Origin of the sequence: Sphingomonas sp. IC-11 (assembly GCF_021043365.1) — a bacterium.
Lineage (GTDB): Bacteria > Pseudomonadota > Alphaproteobacteria > Sphingomonadales > Sphingomonadaceae > Sphingomonas.
In genome coordinates this window covers 937,316-954,905 of record NZ_JAJNDU010000001.1, presented here as the reverse complement: position 1 = coordinate 954,905, position 17,590 = coordinate 937,316, and the positions used below count along the sequence as shown (strand labels likewise).

Annotated in this window: 18 protein-coding genes; 10 read left to right on the top strand and 8 right to left on the bottom strand. The window is 63.4% G+C overall.

Going from position 1 to position 17,590, the window contains the following annotated elements; all coding sequences use genetic code 11:
• Nucleotides 1-403 precede the first annotated feature (403 nt).
• Nucleotides 404-2,311: a ribonucleoside-diphosphate reductase subunit alpha gene (locus LQ954_RS04535; protein ID WP_231022154.1), complete on the top strand. Its 1,908-nt coding sequence runs from the start codon at nucleotides 404-406 to the stop codon at nucleotides 2,309-2,311.
• A gap of 230 nt (nucleotides 2,312-2,541) precedes the next feature.
• Here LQ954_RS04535 and LQ954_RS04530 read toward each other — a convergent pair whose 3' ends face one another.
• Nucleotides 2,542-2,850, bottom strand: coding sequence for a hypothetical protein (locus LQ954_RS04530; RefSeq protein WP_231022153.1), 309 nt, complete (start codon nucleotides 2,848-2,850; stop codon nucleotides 2,542-2,544).
• Nucleotides 2,851-3,301: 451 nt separating this feature from the next.
• Between LQ954_RS04530 and LQ954_RS04525 the strand changes: the two genes are divergently transcribed.
• Nucleotides 3,302-3,673: an ArsC family reductase gene (locus tag LQ954_RS04525; RefSeq protein ID WP_269142123.1), complete on the top strand. Its 372-nt coding sequence runs from the start codon at nucleotides 3,302-3,304 to the stop codon at nucleotides 3,671-3,673.
• A gap of 481 nt (nucleotides 3,674-4,154) precedes the next feature.
• Here LQ954_RS04525 and LQ954_RS04520 read toward each other — a convergent pair whose 3' ends face one another.
• Nucleotides 4,155-4,406, bottom strand: coding sequence for a DUF2171 domain-containing protein (locus LQ954_RS04520; RefSeq protein ID WP_227770647.1), 252 nt, complete (start codon nucleotides 4,404-4,406; stop codon nucleotides 4,155-4,157).
• Between the two features lie 110 nt (nucleotides 4,407-4,516).
• Between LQ954_RS04520 and LQ954_RS04515 the strand changes: the two genes are divergently transcribed.
• The 4 genes from LQ954_RS04515 (at nucleotide 4,517) to phhA (ending at nucleotide 7,448) form a co-directional block, all read left to right on the top strand.
• On the top strand, nucleotides 4,517-4,897 hold the full coding sequence (locus LQ954_RS04515; RefSeq protein ID WP_443026600.1) for a hypothetical protein: 381 nt from the start codon (nucleotides 4,517-4,519) through the stop codon (nucleotides 4,895-4,897).
• Entirely contained in the window at nucleotides 4,894-5,094 is a 201-nt protein-coding gene (locus LQ954_RS04510; RefSeq protein ID WP_227770648.1) for a hypothetical protein, read from the top strand. Before LQ954_RS04515 ends, LQ954_RS04510 begins: the two co-directional genes overlap by 4 nt.
• Before the next feature lie 263 nt (nucleotides 5,095-5,357).
• Complete coding sequence (locus LQ954_RS04505; protein WP_227770650.1) at nucleotides 5,358-6,413, top strand: ribonucleotide-diphosphate reductase subunit beta; 1,056 nt, start codon at nucleotides 5,358-5,360, stop codon at nucleotides 6,411-6,413.
• A gap of 159 nt (nucleotides 6,414-6,572) precedes the next feature.
• Nucleotides 6,573-7,448, top strand: a complete 876-nt coding sequence (gene phhA / locus LQ954_RS04500; RefSeq protein WP_227770651.1) for a phenylalanine 4-monooxygenase — start codon at nucleotides 6,573-6,575, stop codon at nucleotides 7,446-7,448.
• Between the two features lie 27 nt (nucleotides 7,449-7,475).
• Here the strand turns inward: phhA and LQ954_RS04495 are convergent, their stop codons facing one another.
• The 4 genes from LQ954_RS04495 to LQ954_RS04480 form a co-directional block, all read right to left on the bottom strand.
• Nucleotides 7,476-8,414, bottom strand: a complete 939-nt coding sequence (locus LQ954_RS04495) for a 50S ribosomal protein L11 methyltransferase (RefSeq protein ID WP_227770652.1) — start codon at nucleotides 8,412-8,414, stop codon at nucleotides 7,476-7,478.
• Complete coding sequence (locus tag LQ954_RS04490; RefSeq protein ID WP_227770653.1) at nucleotides 8,404-9,105, bottom strand: SDR family NAD(P)-dependent oxidoreductase; 702 nt, start codon at nucleotides 9,103-9,105, stop codon at nucleotides 8,404-8,406. The genes LQ954_RS04495 and LQ954_RS04490 overlap by 11 nt, the downstream gene beginning before the upstream one ends.
• Before the next feature lie 114 nt (nucleotides 9,106-9,219).
• Nucleotides 9,220-10,590: a methyl-accepting chemotaxis protein gene (locus LQ954_RS04485; protein ID WP_231022152.1), complete on the bottom strand. Its 1,371-nt coding sequence runs from the start codon at nucleotides 10,588-10,590 to the stop codon at nucleotides 9,220-9,222.
• A gap of 48 nt (nucleotides 10,591-10,638) precedes the next feature.
• Nucleotides 10,639-11,982 (bottom strand): methyl-accepting chemotaxis protein, encoded by a 1,344-nt coding sequence (locus LQ954_RS04480; protein WP_231022718.1) that lies wholly within the window; start codon nucleotides 11,980-11,982, stop codon nucleotides 10,639-10,641.
• A gap of 193 nt (nucleotides 11,983-12,175) precedes the next feature.
• Between LQ954_RS04480 and sdhC the strand changes: the two genes are divergently transcribed.
• The 4 genes from sdhC to LQ954_RS04460 all read left to right on the top strand — a co-directional run bounded on the left by sdhC (nucleotide 12,176) and on the right by LQ954_RS04460 (nucleotide 16,297).
• On the top strand, nucleotides 12,176-12,601 hold the full coding sequence (gene sdhC / locus LQ954_RS04475) for a succinate dehydrogenase, cytochrome b556 subunit (protein ID WP_231022151.1): 426 nt from the start codon (nucleotides 12,176-12,178) through the stop codon (nucleotides 12,599-12,601).
• Entirely contained in the window at nucleotides 12,601-12,981 is a 381-nt protein-coding gene (gene sdhD / locus LQ954_RS04470) for a succinate dehydrogenase, hydrophobic membrane anchor protein (protein WP_227770656.1), read from the top strand. The genes sdhC and sdhD overlap by 1 nt, the downstream gene beginning before the upstream one ends.
• Nucleotides 12,981-14,783: a succinate dehydrogenase flavoprotein subunit gene (sdhA, locus tag LQ954_RS04465; RefSeq protein ID WP_231022150.1), complete on the top strand. Its 1,803-nt coding sequence runs from the start codon at nucleotides 12,981-12,983 to the stop codon at nucleotides 14,781-14,783. Before sdhD ends, sdhA begins: the two co-directional genes overlap by 1 nt.
• Before the next feature lie 80 nt (nucleotides 14,784-14,863).
• Nucleotides 14,864-16,297 carry a DUF389 domain-containing protein gene (locus LQ954_RS04460; RefSeq protein ID WP_231022149.1) on the top strand — a complete coding sequence of 478 codons (1,434 nt, stop codon included), beginning with the start codon at nucleotides 14,864-14,866 and terminating at the stop codon, nucleotides 16,295-16,297.
• Here LQ954_RS04460 and LQ954_RS04455 read toward each other — a convergent pair.
• Together LQ954_RS04455 and LQ954_RS04450 are read right to left on the bottom strand one after the other, a co-directional pair.
• Complete coding sequence (locus LQ954_RS04455) at nucleotides 16,282-16,884, bottom strand: 2-hydroxychromene-2-carboxylate isomerase (RefSeq protein ID WP_231022148.1); 603 nt, start codon at nucleotides 16,882-16,884, stop codon at nucleotides 16,282-16,284. The genes LQ954_RS04460 and LQ954_RS04455 overlap by 16 nt on opposite strands.
• Complete coding sequence (locus tag LQ954_RS04450) at nucleotides 16,881-17,576, bottom strand: glutathione binding-like protein (protein WP_231022147.1); 696 nt, start codon at nucleotides 17,574-17,576, stop codon at nucleotides 16,881-16,883. Before LQ954_RS04450 ends, LQ954_RS04455 begins: the two co-directional genes overlap by 4 nt.
• Nucleotides 17,577-17,590: the final 14 nt, after the last annotated feature.

The window sequence follows — 17,590 nt, the reverse complement described above, 5'->3', positions numbered from 1 at the left end:
AAAAGTACCAGCCCGGCCATTACTGGCGTTGCCGATTGCGAAACGGGAAAATATTTTTGCGGCGGCCGTGCCGTCTTGCAATTCATGAATCCCGCGGAAGTCCGCGCGTCGCTGCACTTAACTGGCGATGGGCCGCGCAGTCGTCGTGATGAACCGTTTCCTTGCTCAGGCGATTCACCTCTTGCCTCCGCGCGTCGCCTGCCACAATCTGTAGGGGTAATTCGCAGGGGCAGGCGCTAGCGCTGGTAAAACAGGAGCCGCGACACCGAGTGTCGGGGTATGGGGTCATGCCGCTCTTTGTTGAGAGATGGCCTCTTTTTGTTCTCACCAGCGGCCTTGCTCCGGTGTAACATGGAGGCTCGCCTCCTGATTCGAACAAGCAGAGCATTCAGGGACGGCGGCGATGGACTTTAGGGACGCAAACGAGGCGAACATGGCGACCGACGCACTGGAAGCGATCAACGGAACCGCAACGGAGCCAGCAGCCACGGAGACGACGGCAGCGGAGGCGAAGCGGCGCCCGTATCCGCTCGACGTCGATCATTCGCGCGACGCGCTGCTGACCGACTTCGGCAAGGACACGCTGAACGATCGTTACCTGCTGCCCGGTGAGACCTATCAGGATCTCTTCGTGCGCGTTGCCAGCGCCTATGCCGATGATGCGGCGCATGCGCAGCGCATCTATGATTACATCAGCCGCCTGTGGTTCATGCCTGCGACGCCCGTGCTGTCGAACGGTGGCACCGGGCGCGGCCTGCCGATCAGCTGCTATCTGAACTCCGTGCCCGACAGCCTGAACGGCATCGTCGACACCTGGAACGAGAACGTCTGGCTCGCCAGCCGTGGCGGCGGCATCGGCACCTATTGGGGCAATGTGCGCGGCATCGGCGAGCCGGTGGGCCTGAATGGCAAGACCAGCGGCATCATTCCCTTCGTCCGCGTGATGGACAGCCTGACGCTGGCGATCAGCCAGGGTTCGCTCCGCCGCGGCTCGGCCGCCTGCTATCTCGACGTGTCGCATCCGGAAATCGAGGAGTTCCTCGAGATCCGCAAGCCCTCGGGCGATTTCAACCGCAAGGCGCTGAACCTGCACCACGGCGTGCTGATCCCCGACGCCTTCATGGAAGCGGTGCGTGACGGCGGCGAGTGGGAGCTGAAGTCCCCCAAGGACGGCAGCGTCCGCGGCAAGGTCGATGCGCGCAGCCTGTTCCAGAAGCTGGCCGAAACCCGCCTTGCGACTGGCGAGCCGTACATCGTGTTCGCCGATCACGTGAACAAGAACATGCCCAAGCATCACCGCGATCTGGGCCTGAAGGTCTCCACCTCGAACCTGTGCAGCGAGATCACGTTGCCGACGGGCCGCGACCACCTCGGCAATGATCGCACCGCGGTCTGCTGCCTCTCGTCGCTCAACCTCGAGACGTGGGACCAGTGGAAGGACGACAAGCAGTTCATCGAGGACGTGATGCGCTTCCTCGACAACGTGCTGCAGGATTATATCGACCGGCACGAGCCGGGCATGGAGCGCGCGGCTTATTCCGCGGCGCGCGAGCGCTCGGTTGGCCTGGGCGTGATGGGCTTCCACTCCTTCCTTCAGGCACGCGGCCTGCCGATGGAAGGCGCGATGGCGAAGAGCTGGAACCTCAAGATCTTCAAGCACATCAACGCGCAGGTGAACCAGGCGTCGATGACGCTCGCCGCCGAGCGTGGCCCCTGCCCCGACGCCGCCGACATGGGCGTGATGGAGCGCTTTTCCTGCAAGATGGCGATCGCGCCGACCGCGTCGATCTCGATCATCTGCGGCGGCACGTCCGCCTGCATCGAGCCGATCCCGGCCAACATCTACACCCACAAGACGCTGTCGGGCAGCTTCGCGGTGAAGAACCCGTATCTGGAGAAGCTCCTCAACGAGAAGAGCAAGAATTCGGACGCGGTGTGGAATTCGATCCTCGAGCATGGTGGCAGCGTGCAGCACCTCGACTTCCTCAGCCCGGAAGAGAAGGACTGCTTCAAGACCAGCTTCGAGATCGACCAGCGCTGGCTGCTGGAGCTTGCCGGTGACCGTGCGCCGTACATCGACCAGGCCCAGTCGCTGAACCTCTTCATCCCCGCCGATGTGGAGAAGTGGGACCTGCTGATGCTCCACTTCCGCGCGTGGGAGCTTGGCATCAAGTCGCTCTATTATCTGCGTTCGAAGAGCGTGCAGCGCGCGGGCTTCGCGGGCGGCGTGGAAGCGGACAACACGATCGAGAAGCCGAAGTTCGATCTGGGCGAATCGACCGATTATGACGAGTGCCTCGCCTGTCAGTGACGGCGGCGCTGATGCAGCAGACGGGATCGTTGGAACGTCTCTCGTAGCGTTGGAATACCCGGCCGGATGACAGTCCGGTCGGGCCGATTCAGTCAGCGGCTCCTGCTCCACTCGCCTTCTTCAGCGGCGTGGCTGGGCGGGTCGGCACTGCTTCGGCCTTCAACCGCCGTGCCCGACACCAGCCAGGGTTGCGCGTGTGAATATGGGCGGGACGCTCGGTCTCCCCGAGGTCAATGCTGCTCCGTCAGGTCCAGCACGCCATCCTTGTTCTTGTCGGCGCGAGCGAAGGCCAAAGCGGCGCCTTTTTCGAGTTCCGCGCGGGTCAGCCGACCATCGTCATCAGCATCCATTCTCTTGTATCGCTTGGCGATCTTCTTCGGCAATTTGGTATATTCCACGATCTTGTCGCGGTTGTCGTCCCAACGGTTGAACTGTTGCACTTGTCCCTGGACATAAGTTTGCACCGTTGCGGACTGCCCGCTTGGACCTTCTCGTTCCGCACATCCCGAGGCAACGCCCGGGCTTACCGTCAGCGCCATGCCGGAGAGAAGCCGGGCGAGAACCCGACCGTTTGCACGTCCGCGCCCGGCGACGCCGCGGGAACTTCGCTCCGACCGGCTGCACGGCCTGCCTCTCTCCCGTTGGCTCCCTCGGTCAGAAACAGGCATTCTTTCCCCCAACATGTTGAGCCACATACGAAGCCTAACCTATCGGTTGTTCGAAGAGCGCTGGTAAGTGGTGCAAAGTGGGATCACGGGATACCCACAACGGCCGATCGGTTCGTAAGCCTTAATGCGGAAAAAAGCGGTGCCTTTCCTGCGCTTTCCCAATCACTCACGCTGAGCAGCTTCTTGGTCGCTCGCGTTCGCCCATTGAGACGCGACGCATGGGCCGCTGGAATGGGCGCGGTCTCGATCGAGAGCCTGCCATGCCGGCGGGAGACGTCCCCCACTGACTGGTTTACCAATCACAACCCGCTATCCCACGACCATGCACAACCACGCGGAGATTTCAGTGACCGCCATCCTCTACGGCATTCCCGCTTGTGACACTGTCCGGAAGGCGCGCGCCTGGCTGGAAGCGCAGGGCGTCACCTATCGCTTCCACGATTATAAAAAGCAGGGTGTCGACGCCGCCATGCTCGGCCGTGCCATTGACCGCTTGGGGTGGGAAAAGGTGCTCAATCGCCAGGGCACCACGTTCCGCAAGTTACCGGAGGCCGAACGCTCCGGGCTCGATCGGGACCGAGCGCTGGCGATCATGCAGGCGCATCCATCAGCCATCAAGCGCCCGCTGCTTGAACATGGCGGCGTGATCGAGGCGGGGTTTTCCCCTGAGCGCTACGCACAATTGTTCGATTGATTCGATCAAACCCGCGTCTCGGTTCGATCGGTCGAAGGCTGGCCGCCTGGTGGCGGCCCTTCTTACGGTTGTCGCAGCGTCTTGACAGCGACGGCCCGGTGCGGAACATTACAGGAACAACCGCGGATTGCCGGGATTGGCGCTTTTGTCAAGAACATACAAGATATGGGGGCATCACAACGTACAATATCTATATATTCGATATTGGGCGTAGTGCGCTCCTTCGGTCTGCGCTATTCTGAGCATGGCTTTACGACCCTGAATCAGGCTCAGGGAGGGGTGATGCCGGAACGGTCATGCTGGTGGGAGCGAGCGGATGGAACGGACGAAAAGCCGATGCGCCCCGTCGGCGGTCATCGAGGTGAAGGATGCCGACGCTCGCTCCCGGAACGAAGACGGACAGCGCCGGCGAACCGGCACTGTCCGCGCAATCAGGCGTCGTTCGACTGGCCCCGCTTCCCGATGGGAAGCTGGTGGTCGATCATTCCGCTTCTTCAAACATGTCGATAGCGTTTTGCGCCGTGGTGCTGAGGCGGACGGTGTCGCCTTCGATGCCAGCCACAAGGCCAGCGGGAAGGTAATGGTGCTTGGCGCCCTGTCCATCCTGCGTGGACGGACTGTCCTCCTTCGTCAGCTTGATTCGCTCGCCATCGACATGGTCCACCGTACCGACGTGGACGCCATCTGCGCCGATGACGGTCATATGTTCCTTGATGTTGCTATGGTCGTGCATGCTGGGCCTCCTTGGGGGTCGGCAAGAGAACGACACATGGCCGGAATGGATGCACGGGGAGACCTGTCGTGAGGACGGAGTGCGGGCCAACCCCTTATGACGAGCGCGTCATGCCCTTCTCGCTCGGACACCGGGCCAGTGTCGGCGCTTGCGGGGGCGACTTGTTGCGCCGGCTGTCGGCTGCGGCGGTTCGCGGCGGTCGCACGCTGGCGCTGCTGTCCCCTGCCCTCCTTCTTGCCGCATGCGCAAAGCAGGTGCCCTCTGCCGTCAACCACGCCGATGCTACGCCAGGGTTTCTGCTGGGACTGTGGCACGGCTTCATCTTCCCGGTGGCGTGGGTACTCAGCCTCTTCATGCCGGATGTCGCGATCTATGCAGTGCCGAACAACGGCGGCTGGTATGATTTCGGCTATTTCATCGGCGTGGTCTTCCTTGGCGTAGGTGCCCGCAAAACGCGGACCGTCTATGTGACGCGGCGGGCTGGCCGATGAGCTGGCAGATCATGGCCATGTACCTTGTGGCCCTGGTTTTTGCGGTAACGGGCGCCGGCCTCTTGCTCGCGCTCGCCCGCCCACGCAGCGAGGGGCAGGTCTACGCTTTCCGCATGATCGGGATCATGGCTCTCGCCGGCGGCGTCGTGCTGGCGATGAGCGCAACGGCCATGTGGCAGTGGAGCGTGGAAGGATGAGTGTCGCTGCCTTGCTTTTCCTGGCTGCCGTCGCACCGGTGTCACTGGCACTTGGCCTTTGGACTTTGCGTGCTGGTTCGTGGTACAGCGACCCACCGGCCGCGGAGATCGTGATCTTCCGTATCGGCAGCGTGGCCTTATCGGCACGCACCGCGACCGATCGCCATTTCGCCCGTCTTCACGCCTGGACGGCTGTCGTCCCGGGCGCATTGTTCCCGCCCTGCTTAACCGCAGTGTCAGTCTCGCTTCTGTCGGAGTAATCCATGCCCCTCCTCCAAGCATCCAAGCAGTACAAGCCGTTCGAATACCCCTGGGCGTTCGAATACTGGAAGCGTCAGCAGCAGCTCCACTGGCTCCCGGAAGAGGTACCGCTGGGCGAGGATTGCCGTGACTGGGCGCAGAAGCTGACCGATCACGAGCGCAATCTGCTGACCCAGATCTTCCGCTTCTTTACTCAGGCGGACGTCGAGGTGCAGGATTGCTACCACGAGAAGTACGGCCGCGTGTTCAAGCCGACCGAGGTCAAGATGATGCTGACCGCGTTCAGCAACATGGAGACGGTGCATATCGCGGCGTACAGCCACCTGCTCGACACGATCGGCATGCCGGAAAGCGAATATGGCGCCTTCCTCGAATATGCCGAGCTGAAGGACAAGCACGACTATCTGCAGCAGTTCGGCGTCGATAATGACGAGGATATCGCCCGTACGCTGGCGATGTTCGGCGGCTTCACCGAGGGCGTGCAGTTGTTCGCCAGCTTCGCAATGCTGATGAACTTCCCGCGCTTCAACAAGATGAAGGGCATGGGGCAGATCGTCAGCTGGTCGGTGCGTGACGAAAGCCTTCACTGCGAAGGCATCATCAAGCTGTTCCACGCGTTCGTGAAGGAACGCAACTGCCTGACCAAGGCGGTGAAGGACGATATCGCCGACCAGTGCCAGACGACGATCCGGCTGGAAGATGCGTTCATCGATCTCGCGTTCGAGATGGGCCCGGTGAACGGCATGACGCCCAAGGACATCAAGAAGTACATTCGCTACATCGCCGACTGGCGGTTGGGGCAGTTGGGGCTGAAGCCGATCTACATGATCGACGAACACCCCATTCCGTGGCTCACCCCGCTGCTGAACGGCGTGGAGCATGCGAACTTCTTCGAAACCCGCGCGACGGAATATTCCAAGGCCGCCACCAAGGGCCAGTGGAGCGATGTGTGGGATTCCTTTGACAAGCGCCAGAAGGCGAAGGGCGCACGCCCCGCCAACGAGGATGCCGGTGACGAAGGTGACATGTTCTCGCGCGCCGGCGTCGCGGCGGAATAAGATCGTGAGACTTCGCCGCCCCGAACACTGCCGGGGACGGTGACGGCAATTTCCGGCGACAGGGTGATGAGCAGCCTGTCGCCAAATTGCGGCCTGGAACGGAGCTAGTTACAAAGGTTACTATCTTGAAGCCCGGCTCGCCCGTGCTATGTCCGATTAATGGCTGACGCATCCAATGCCACTGTCCCGCCGCCCGGCGCCGCTGCCGACTGGACGATCCCGCAGGACTGGGCACATTATACGGCGGAGGAACATGCCACTTGGGACACGCTTTTCGCGCGACAGGCGAAGCTGCTGCCCGGCCGTGCTTCCAATGCATGGTTACGTGGGCTTGATGTCCTGAAGCTATCGAAGCCGGGAATTCCGGATTTCGCCGAATTGTCTGATCGGTTGATGGCGCTCACTGGCTGGCAGGTCGTTGCGGTGCCGGGCCTCGTTCCCGATGATGTATTCTTCGAACATATGGCAAACCGGCGGTTCGTCGCTGGCAACTTCATCCGGCGACCCGATCAGCTCGACTACCTGCAGGAACCCGACGTCTTTCATGACGTGTTCGGCCATGTGCCGATGCTCGCCGACCCGGTCTTCGCCGACTACCTGGAGGCTTACGGTCGCGGCGGCCTTCGCGCGATGGAACACGATGCGCTGAAGTATTTGGGCCGCCTTTATTGGTACACGGTTGAGTTTGGTCTGATCGCAGAGCCGGAAGGTTTGCGGATCTATGGATCAGGTATCGTTTCAAGTTATGCCGAAAGCCGCTTCGCGCTCGAGGATGCGTCTCCGCATCGACTGAAGTTCGATATCGCGCGCGTGATGCGAACTGCCTATCGGATCGACGACTTTCAACAGAATTACTTCGTCATCCCCAGCTTCGATGAGTTGCTGCGTGCGACTGTCGAGACCGACTTCGCGCCTTTGTATGAGGCGCTCAAGCAGCAGCCCGAGATCGCCGTCGCCGAGATTGTCAGCGAAGACGAGGTAATTACGCGCGGCACGCAGCAATATGCGGCGTCCAGACCAGGTGCGCTCGGCTAAATCCTGAATCGAGCGCACCCTGGGCGTTTAGATATCGAGCGCCCAGCCGTCTCGTCCCTTCGGGTCTGGCGGGCTTTGCGGCACGAAGCGCTCAGCGCCGGCCGTGAGACGCAGAACCGTCCAGTCCCCGCGGCGATCGATCTCTGCCAGCGAGCATCCGCAAGCGCCGAACGCCTCCACAACCTTTTCGCGCTGCGTCTCCAGCAGACCCGCAAGGACAATGGTGGCATTCGCATCGGCGATCGCGGCCAGCTCCGGCGCCATTGACACCAGCGGCCCTGCAAGAATGTTCGCAATGACCAGATCATAGGGGGCGCCATTGGTGATAGCCTCACTCAAGGCGCCGTCAGCGACGACGAGTTGCACCCCTTCAATGCCATTCGCGACGGCGTTCTCTGCCGTGACCTCAACCGCGGCCGGATCAATATCGGTCGCGATGATCGCAGCGCCAGGCCACAAATGGCCGGCGGCGAAGGCAAGCACGCCCGTGCCGGTGCCCACGTCAATGACGTTGTTGAAGTGACGGTCTGCCAAGCGGTCCAGCATGGCCAGGCAGCCACTGGTGGTCGCATGATGGCCAGTGCCGAACGCCCGCCCGGCATCGATCAACAGCGCTCTACCGCCATTCGGTGGAGCAGTTGGATGTGCGCTTGTATGAACAACGAAGCGGCCCTCCCGGATCGGCTCCAACCCTTCCTGTGACATCGCCACCCAGTCCTGGGGGCTCAGCGCGGTGACGACCGCGGCCGTGCCGCTCGAGCTAGGAACGAGAGCATGGAGTGCAGAAAGCATCTCCTCGTCCGGCTCACTCTCCATATAGGCGTCGAGACGCCAACGCTCGACATCGTCTTCCACTTCCTCGGTGGTCATCAGCACCGCGTCGATCGCCAGATCATCCGCAGCATCGATCGCCTCCGCTTCCGCACGCGTACACGGCAAGGTGACCCGCCAGCTGTCAGCGGACATAGCTGGCTCCATTCACGTCAAGCACAGCTCCGGTCATGGAAGCGGGCGCTTCAAGTGCCAACCAACGTGCCATTTCGGCAACTTCTTCCGGCATTGCCACCCTGCCGAGTGGAATGTCGGCCAACAATTTGTCGCCGCCGCGGCTGGCCAGATACTCATCCGCCATGCCGGTCATCGTGAAGCCCGGACAAATGGCGAAGGCCAGGATTTCGTCCTTCGCATAAGCGCGCGCAATCGTCTTGGTCATGGCGACCATGCCCGACTTGGACGCGGCGTAATGCCAGTGCGCCGGGCTGTCCCCGCGATATGCGGCGCGGCTGGCGACGTTGACGATTCGGCCGGGCACCCCGCGTGACTGCCAGTGGCGCACGGCCAGCCGACACAATTCGGCAGAGGCGGTAAGATTGATCCGCATGGTGCGCTCCCACCCGGCCAGCCAGTCTTCGTCGTTGCTGTCGATCGGGTTTGCTTCGAACACACCCGCGTTGTTGATCAGCACGTCGATGCTGCCGAGGCGTTCCATCGCGGCATGCCAGAGCGCCTGGGCGGCACCGGGCTGATCGAGATCAGCGGGAATGAGCCCATCGATTGCGCGAGTTGCCTGGCCAACAATGGACGTTGTCGGCGACAGGGTCGTCATGATCGCTGCGCCGATGCCGCGGGATGCGCCGGTGAGAAGGATGTTCGTCATGACCTCGCCATAGAAGGAGCGATGGCCGTGCTCAATTCACATGGTGCGGCGAGCCCTGTGCATTATACGCCGCCACGCACGAACAGCGGCGTGGGCGCATCAAAGCGGCTCTCATCATGCCATCTTCGCACTGAAATCCACTGCAGCATGGCGCAGGGCTGCCAATCGATCATCGATGGCGGCGAACTCGGAGCCCAGCAGCTCGAAGTCGCGAGCGAATGCCTGACCTTCCTGCATGATCGTTGCCATGTTCCCCGCGGTGGCGTCCGCCGCGAGCGCGGTCTGATCCACGGCGGCGGTGATGGCAGTGACGGTCTGCGCCTGCAGCTCCATTGCATGACGGATCCGCGTGGCGGATTGCTGCACGTCGCCAATGGTGGTCCGAATGCCAGCATTTGCGTCAACGGTGACACGCGTCGCGTTCTGGATGGCTGTAATCTGCGCGGCAATATCATCGGTGGCGCGTGCAGTCTGGCTGGCGAGGCTTTTCACCTCCTGTGCGACCACTGCGAAACCGCGCCCGGCCTCGCCCGCGCGTGCGGCCTCAATGGTGGCGTTCAATGCCAGAAGATTGGTCTGGCCAGCGATGTTTCGGATCAACGCCAGGATTGACTCGATCGATTTGGCATGCTCGCTCAACGCCTCGCTCACACCAACTGCGCGATCGGCCTGGGTGGCCGCGCGCGTTGCAATCTCGGCAGCAGCCTCCACTTCGACGCGTGCGTCCTCGATCGCACGGATCAATCCGGCAGCTGTGGAGGCAGCGTCACGCATCGCCAACGCAGATTGCTCCGCCGCTGCGGCGACCTCCGCGCCCCGCCCGATCATCGCGCTTGCCGACAAGGCGGCCTCGCTGGCCTGCGCGCGCACACGCTCTCCCAGCGAGGCGGCACCATCGATTGCGCCAGCGATATGTTGATGAAAGGAATGTGCGTGCGCGCCACGCTCTTCTGCAATCCGATGCTGGTCGGTGCGCGCGAGATGCGACGCCATCACATCCGCTTCGATCAGCGCGAGGCGCTGAACGATGTCCGCGAACCGGCGCAATCGGGCGGTATCGCCTGAAACGCGTTCTTCGATTACGGTTAGCGTCCGCGCATGGGCGAACGCCAGTGAGGCCAGCAGAGCGGCTAACGGAACGCCCGACTCGCACGAGACATCGGCATGTTTGGTGGCTGCCACCCGCCATGCCTCGTCGAACGGGGCGGCATATTTCATGCGGATGTAGCGAGCGCTGCGCGCATGTTGCCTTTCCAGCCACGCAAGATCATCCGCCATGCCCAAGTGCCGGGCGGCTGGTCCGTTCAGATAATGGGCCCAAAACTCCCGCGAGATCTGATCACAGGCATCCGGCGTGAGCAACGCAGCAATCTCGAGAGCAGCCGGCGCCATGTCGCCGTCCCAGTCATAGTCGCGGACGTGCGCGGCAATTGATCGGCTGGCATAGCTTCGCCCGGCTGCCCCGGAAGAGCCGCTATCCGTCATTTGATTCCCCCTCCCGCGCCCGTTGACGGAGCGCTCATTCTTTATCGTTCAGGCAGCCACACGCGCCGCGAAGTCGCCCGCGCTACCACTCAGCGCGCCGAGTCGTCCGGCGAGGCGATCAAAGCCGGCGCCGAGCGCGTCGATCTCGATCGCAACAGCATCGGTGTCAGCATGAATGGAAGCGATGGTGCCGGACATGGAATCAGCAGCCAACGCCGTTTCATCGACTGCCGCAGTGATGGCGGTGACTGTTTTCGCCTGGACCTCCATCGCGCTGCGGATGCGCGTGGCGGAGGCTTGGACATCACTGATGGTGGTGCGAATGCCTGCGTTTGCTTCCACCGTGACGCGAGTCGCGACCTGAATTGACCTGATCTTGGCGGCGATGTCGTCCGTCGCTCGGGCAGTCTGGTTCGCGAGGCTCTTCACCTCCTGCGCGACAACCGCAAAGCCGCGTCCCGCATCCCCTGCCCTGGCAGCCTCTATTGTCGCGTTCAACGCGAGCAGGTTGGTCTGCCCAGCAATCTCCCTGATCAGGCCCAGGATCGACTCGATCGACTTGGCATGGTCACTGAGCGCCTCGCTGACGCCCACTGCCTGATCCGCCTGATCAGCCGCGCGGGTGGCGATTTCTGCCGCGGCCTCCACTTGCACGCGAGCCTCCTCGATTGCGCTGATCAGGCCGGCCGCCGTGCCTGCGGCATCCCGCATGGCGAGTGCTGACTGTTCGGCGGCAGCCGCCACCTCGCTCGCCTTGCCCAAAACGCCGCGTGCGGAATGCGAGGCGCTGGAAGCCTGGGCGCGCAACTCTGCCCCTTCGACCGTCGCGTCCTCCGCTGTGGCCGCGATCCCGACGCGGAAATCCGCCGCGAGCCGATCTCGCGCAACCTGGGCGCTGTACAGCCGATATTCGTTGAAGATCGCACCCGTGATCTCCCCCTCCAGCGCTGACAACCGCATCAGCGTGTCGATCATGACGGGGAGCCGGGGGTCGGAAGCACCACAGCGGTTCATGAGGACGCCAAGGGCAGCACGGTCGCTAGCACTGATCATCGACAGCAGCGCGAGGGGAGACACCTGCGCCTCATAAGCCGCGGCAACGGAGCGCTCGATTGATTCGATCCAGGCCCTGCCCCGTGTTTCAAGGAACCGGTTGCGCAGGAATTCGCACCCCAGGTCGATCATCTTCGCTGTTTCGTGCGCGGCCCACACACGTCCATTGTCGAAGCAACGCTGCCATTGCTGCCAATAGGCTTCACTTATCGACCGTATCTCGGGTTCGATCAGCTCCCATGTGTCACGGCTGGAACGGCTCATGGTCCCGTCAAAGTCAAAAACGCGCAGCCGAGCCTCCAGGTCGATAGTGCGGGCGACCGTGCCCGCAGCTGGCATCTCGATAGACAAAGTGACTGCCCCCTGGGATTGAATGGTCATGACTCTAGCAGGGAGTGGTTAAGCCGCGGTTAGATTTGGGACTGGCGAACACCTGCAATCGATTCGCAGTAGGTGCCCTACGCTTGCAACATCGGCCCACCCGTCACATAGACCGCGCCAAACCGTCGGCTTACCGCAGGAAACCGTAGCCTTGGCCACAAAACGCGTCCGCCCCAGAAGTCCGCATCTCTTCAGCGGCCCGCTAGCCCTCCATTATCGATGGAGCGCCGCAATGACGGTGTCGATCCTGCACCGCGTCACCGGCAGCGGCATGGCCACCGTCGGCGCGATGCTGCTGGTCTGGTTCCTAGTCGCGCTGGCGTCCGGGGCGGAGGCCTATGCGACCTTCGTCGATGTGTTCACGCTTGCTGACGGGCGGCTCAACATCCTTGGCTGGATCGTCGGCGTCGGTCTGACCCTCAGCCTTTTTCAGCACATGATGAGCGGCATTCGTCACCTGGTGCTCGACACCGGGGCGGCGTTCGAGCTGAAGCTGAACCAGCGTCTCGCGCGGCTCACCTTCGTCGGCTCAACCATTCTGACGCTCGCCTTCTGGCTCTACGTGGGGACCAAGTGATGGGTACGGGAACCTCGATCGGCCGCGTCCGCGGCCTTGGCAGCGCGCATGAAGGCGCGCACCATTGGTGGCACCAGAAGATCACGGCGGGATCCAATATCCTGCTGATGAGCTGGCTGATGATCTCGCTCGCCCGCCGTCCGGCCTATGACTTCAGCACGATGCGCGAGTGGATGTCGTCGGCCTGGGTCGCGATTCCGATGATGCTGCTTGTCATCTCGGTCTTCTACCACTTCCGCATCGGCCTTCAGGTGGTGATCGAGGATTACCAGCGCCACGAGCGCCGAGTCGCCGCCATGGTGGTGCTGAACCTGTTCGTTGCCGCGATCGCCGGCACCGCCATCTTCGCGATCCTGAAGATCGCCTTCGGAGCAAATTGATGCCCGCCGCTTACCAGATCATCGATCATACCTATGACGCGGTCGTCGTCGGCGCCGGCGGCTCTGGCCTGCGCGCCACGATGGGCATCGCCGAGGCTGGCCTTAAGACCGCCTGCATCACCAAGGTGTTCCCCACCCGCAGCCACACCGTGGCGGCGCAGGGCGGCATCGCGGCGAGCCTGGGCAACAATTCGCCGGATCACTGGTCCTGGCACATGTACGATACCGTCAAGGGTTCCGACTGGCTCGGCGACCAGGACGCGATCGAATATATGGTGCGCGAAGCCCCGGCCGCGGTGTACGAGCTGGAGCACGCCGGCGTGCCGTTCAGCCGCAACGAGGACGGGACAATCTACCAGCGTCCGTTCGGCGGCCACATGCAGAACATGGGCGAAGGCCCGCCGGTGCAGCGCACCTGCGCGGCGGCCGACCGTACTGGCCACGCCATGCTCCACGCGTTGTATCAGCAGTCGCTGAAGTATGACGCGGACTTCTACATCGAATATTTCGCGCTCGATCTCATCATGGAGAACGGCGCGTGCCGCGGCGTGATCGCGCTGAACATGGAAACGGGGCAGATCCATCGCTTCCGTGCCCATGCCGTCGTGCTGGCAACCGGCGGCGGTGGCCGCGTGTACCAGTCGGCGACGTCGGCGCACACCTGCACCGGCGACGGCAACGGCATGGCGCTGCGTGCAGGCCTGCCGCTGCAGGACATGGAATTCGTACAATTCCACCCGACCGGCATCTACGGCGCGGGCGTGCTGATCACCGAGGGTGCGCGCGGCGAAGGCGGCTACCTCACCAATTCCGAGGGCGAGCGCTTCATGGAGCGTTATGCGCCGAGCGCAAAGGATCTCGCCAGCCGTGACGTCGTGTCGCGGTCGATGGCGGCCGAAATGCGCGAGGGCCGCGGCGTCGGCAAGGACAAGGACCACATCTTCCTTCACCTCGATCACATCGATCCGAAGGTGCTGGCGGAGCGTCTGCCGGGCATCACCGAGACGGGCAAGATCTTTGCCGGCGTGGACCTTACGCGTCAGCCGCTGCCCGTCACGCCGACCGTCCACTACAACATGGGCGGCATCCCGACGAACTATCACGGCGAAGTCGTCCAGCTGAAGAACGGTGATCCGGACGCCGTTGTGCCGGGCCTGTTCGCGGTTGGTGAGGCAGCCTGCGTGTCGGTGCACGGCGCGAACCGCCTCGGCTCGAACTCGCTCATTGACCTTGTCGTGTTCGGCCGCGCGACCGGCCTGCGCCTCAAGGAAACGTTGAAGCCGAACACGCCGCACAATCCGCTGCCCAAGGGCTCGGAAGAGATGGCGCTCGGGCGGCTCGACCACTTCCGCAACGCAAGCGGCGGCTCGCCCACGGCGAAGATCCGCGCCGAAATGCAGAAGACGATGCAGCGCCACGCCGCGGTGTTCCGCGACAGCGAGCTGCTGTCCGAGGGCGTGACCAAGATCGACGCGATCTACAAGTCGATGGAAGACGTCGGGATCAAGGATCGCTCGCTGATCTGGAACACCGACCTCGTCGAGACGCTGGAGCTGGACAACCTCATCAGCCAGGCGGTCGTCACGATGCGCGGCGCGGAAAACCGCAAGGAAAGCCGCGGCGCGCACATGCACGAGGACTATCCCGAGCGCGACGACGTGAACTGGATGAAGCACACCATCGTCACCTTCGATGGCTGGGGCGGCAAGGGCGGCAGCTGCTCGCTCGATTACCGTCCAGTGCACGATTACACGCTCACCGACGATGCCGAATACATCAAGCCGAAGAAGCGGGTGTACTGATCGCGGTGAATGATGCTCTCTCCGGGGCGCCGGCGCGCCTCGGACGCGCTCATGTGATCGCTCGCTGGTGGCGATCGCGCGTGGTTGGCGACGTCCACCACGAAGCCGTCATCACGAAGATCTCCGCCGAATCCGGCTGGAGCGGCGCATATCTCTTCGCGATCGTGATCTCCGCGGGGATCTCGATCCTCGGCCTTCTGCTGCCGTCGAGCGCGGTGCTGATCGGCGCAATGCTGATCTCGCCGCTGATGATGCCGATCATCGGCCTCGGCTTTGGCATCGCGACGTTCGACCTGAACGAGATCAAGCGTGCCGGCTGGGCCTTGCTGCTCGGCTCGCTGATCGCGGTCGGGCTCTCGGCGGCCTTCGTGGCGGTTTCCCCGATCCAGACGGTGACCAGCGAGATCGCGATCCGCACGCGGCCGAACCTGTTCGACCTGCTCGTCGCGCTGCTCTCCGCGGTCGCCGGCGGTTATGCCCTGATCCGCGAGCGTTCGACCACGGTCGTCGGCGTAGCCATCGCCATCGCGTTGATGCCGCCGCTCGCGGTGGTCGGCTTCGGCCTTGCGACGCAGAACTGGACGGTGCTGGGCGGATCGCTGCTGCTGTTCCTCACCAACCTCATCACCATCGCGCTGACTGCGGCGACGGTGGCGCGGCTCTATGGCTTTGGCGCGCACCTGTCCCCGGCGCAGACACGGCTTCAGGGTCTGTTTATCATCGTTGGGCTTGCCGCGCTGGCGATCCCGCTCGGCCTGGCGCTGAAGCAGATTGCAGTCGAGAGCCTCGCGCGCCGGCAGATCCGCGATGCCGTGCTGCAGCCGTTCGAACGCGATGCCCGGATCAGCCAGCTCGACATCAATTTCGATCGCAAGCCGGCGGTGGTTCGCGCCATCGTGCTGACATCCAAGGTGGTGCCGGGGGCGGATGCCGCGGCAGTTGCGCTGGCAAAACGGACGGTGAGCATTCCGCTGGACCTTCACGTCGACCAGATCCGGGTGGGCATGGAAAGCGGCGCGGGCGAAGCGGCGCAGATCGCCGCAGCGCAGGGCGGCACGGGCGCCAGCTCCGCCGCGCGCAACGATCGCAACGCGGTCGCCGAGCGGATCGGCCTGATCGTCGGGGTGCCGGAATCGAACGTGATCGCCGATCCGGTGCTGAAGCGCGCCACCGCCCGCCCGGCCGCCCTGCCCGGCGCAGGCTTCGCCACCTATCGCGCACTCGAACAGCGCGCCGGGGCCGCGGTGCCGGGCTGGAGCATCGAGCTCACGCCACCGGACGGAACGCTGCCGCCCGTGCCGATTGGCGAAGACGGCCCGGATGCCAAGGCGCTCGACGACGCCATCTGGGCCGCGCATCGGCTGGGCCGCGCGCTGACCGTGTCCGGCCCGGCCGAGGCCGTCGCCACCGCGATAGAGCGGCTGTCGAACGCCGGGGTGGCGGCGGAAGAAGGCGCGACGCGGCGCGGCGACACGCTGACGCTTGGGTGGCTGGAGACTCAGGCGGATCGCTGAGCCAGGATCGCCGCGCGCACCAGCGGCATCCGATCATTGCCGAAATACATGTCGTCGCCGCCAACAAAGATGGTGGGCGATCCGAAACCGCCGCGCGCGATCAGCTCGTCGGTGTTGGCGCGTAGCTGAACCTTAGGGCCGTCCCCCGCGATGGCGGCGAACAGCGCGTCCGCATCCAGGCCAGCGCGCGCCGCCACCTCGGCGATCACCGGATCCTGCGAAATGTCACAATCCTGCGTCCAGTATGCCTGGAAGGCGGCGCGCGCGAACGGCACGCAATCCTGCCCCAGCCAGCAACAGGCGCGCATCACCTTGACGCTGTTCACGGGAAACACCGCGGGTGGAAAGTTGATCGTCAGGCCCTGCAGCCGCGCCCAGTCCGCAAGGTCCTTCTGCATGTAGCGGGCCTTGGCGGGAACGGGATTCTTGCGGCCTTCATAGACGCTTGCATTCACCGCATTGAACACGCCGCCGACCAGGATCGGTCGCCAAGCGATCTCCACGCCCAGTTCTTCTGCCAGCGGCTGGATGCTTTCGAAGCCGAGCCAAGTCCACGGGCTCGAGCAGTCGAAGAAGAACTCGATCATGCCTGCTTCTCCCCGATCCCCATCATCACCCGCTTGGCATTGGCCGTGATCTCCTCCGGACGCGCCATGCGGCCCACGGCGGTACCAGCTTTGACCGCTGGTCTTTGTCGCACCTCGGCGAACCAGCGTGCCACATGGGGGAACTTGCCCATGTCGATGCCCTGGGCCTTGTGCGTGATAACCCATGGGAAGCACGCCATGTCCGCGATGGTATATTGCGCTCCGGCCACGTACGCGTTGGTCCACGCCAACTGCCGATCGAGAACGCCGTACAGCCGGTCCGCCTCGCGCCCATAACGATCGATGGCGTAGGGCAGCTTCTCCGGGGCGTAGAGCAGGAAATGGCCATTCTGCCCAAGCATCGGCCCCAGACCAGCCATCTGCCACATTAGCCACTCGGTTACCGAAATCTTTCCCCGCAGATCCTGCGGAAGAAAAAGACCGGTCTTCTCGGCAAGGTAAATCAGGATCGCTCCCGTCTCGAAGACGCTGATCGGCTCTCCCCCACCCGGTGGATCATGATCGATGATAGCCGGGATGCGGTTATTGGGACTGATCGCCAAGAACTCGGGCCGAAACTGCTCACCTGCCCCGATGTTCACTGGCTTGACGGTGTAAGGGAGCCCGCACTCCTCCAGCATGATCGTGATCTTCCAGCCGTTCGGCGTGGCGGCGAAATAGAGATCGATCATGCGGGCCCTCTCCT

Bases quoted from the DNA above. Each gene is read 5' to 3' on its own strand.
- LQ954_RS04535 (WP_231022154.1), top strand. From the start codon at position 404: ATGGACTTTAGGGACGCAAACGAGGCGAACATGGCGACCGACGCACTG.
- LQ954_RS04530 (WP_231022153.1), bottom strand. From the start codon at position 2,850: ATGGCGCTGACGGTAAGCCCGGGCGTTGCCTCGGGATGTGCGGAACGA.
- LQ954_RS04525 (WP_269142123.1), top strand. From the start codon at position 3,302: ATGCACAACCACGCGGAGATTTCAGTGACCGCCATCCTCTACGGCATT.
- LQ954_RS04520 (WP_227770647.1), bottom strand. From the start codon at position 4,406: ATGCACGACCATAGCAACATCAAGGAACATATGACCGTCATCGGCGCA.
- LQ954_RS04515 (WP_443026600.1), top strand. From the start codon at position 4,517: ATGCCCTTCTCGCTCGGACACCGGGCCAGTGTCGGCGCTTGCGGGGGC.
- LQ954_RS04510 (WP_227770648.1), top strand. From the start codon at position 4,894: ATGAGCTGGCAGATCATGGCCATGTACCTTGTGGCCCTGGTTTTTGCG.
- LQ954_RS04505 (WP_227770650.1), top strand. From the start codon at position 5,358: ATGCCCCTCCTCCAAGCATCCAAGCAGTACAAGCCGTTCGAATACCCC.
- phhA (WP_227770651.1), top strand. From the start codon at position 6,573: ATGGCTGACGCATCCAATGCCACTGTCCCGCCGCCCGGCGCCGCTGCC.
- LQ954_RS04495 (WP_227770652.1), bottom strand. From the start codon at position 8,414: ATGTCCGCTGACAGCTGGCGGGTCACCTTGCCGTGTACGCGTGCGGAA.
- LQ954_RS04490 (WP_227770653.1), bottom strand. From the start codon at position 9,105: ATGACGAACATCCTTCTCACCGGCGCATCCCGCGGCATCGGCGCAGCG.
- LQ954_RS04485 (WP_231022152.1), bottom strand. From the start codon at position 10,590: ATGACGGATAGCGGCTCTTCCGGGGCAGCCGGGCGAAGCTATGCCAGC.
- LQ954_RS04480 (WP_231022718.1), bottom strand. From the start codon at position 11,982: ATGCCAGCTGCGGGCACGGTCGCCCGCACTATCGACCTGGAGGCTCGG.
- sdhD (WP_227770656.1), top strand. From the start codon at position 12,601: ATGGGTACGGGAACCTCGATCGGCCGCGTCCGCGGCCTTGGCAGCGCG.
- sdhA (WP_231022150.1), top strand. From the start codon at position 12,981: ATGCCCGCCGCTTACCAGATCATCGATCATACCTATGACGCGGTCGTC.
- LQ954_RS04455 (WP_231022148.1), bottom strand. From the start codon at position 16,884: ATGATCGAGTTCTTCTTCGACTGCTCGAGCCCGTGGACTTGGCTCGGC.
- LQ954_RS04450 (WP_231022147.1), bottom strand. From the start codon at position 17,576: ATGATCGATCTCTATTTCGCCGCCACGCCGAACGGCTGGAAGATCACG.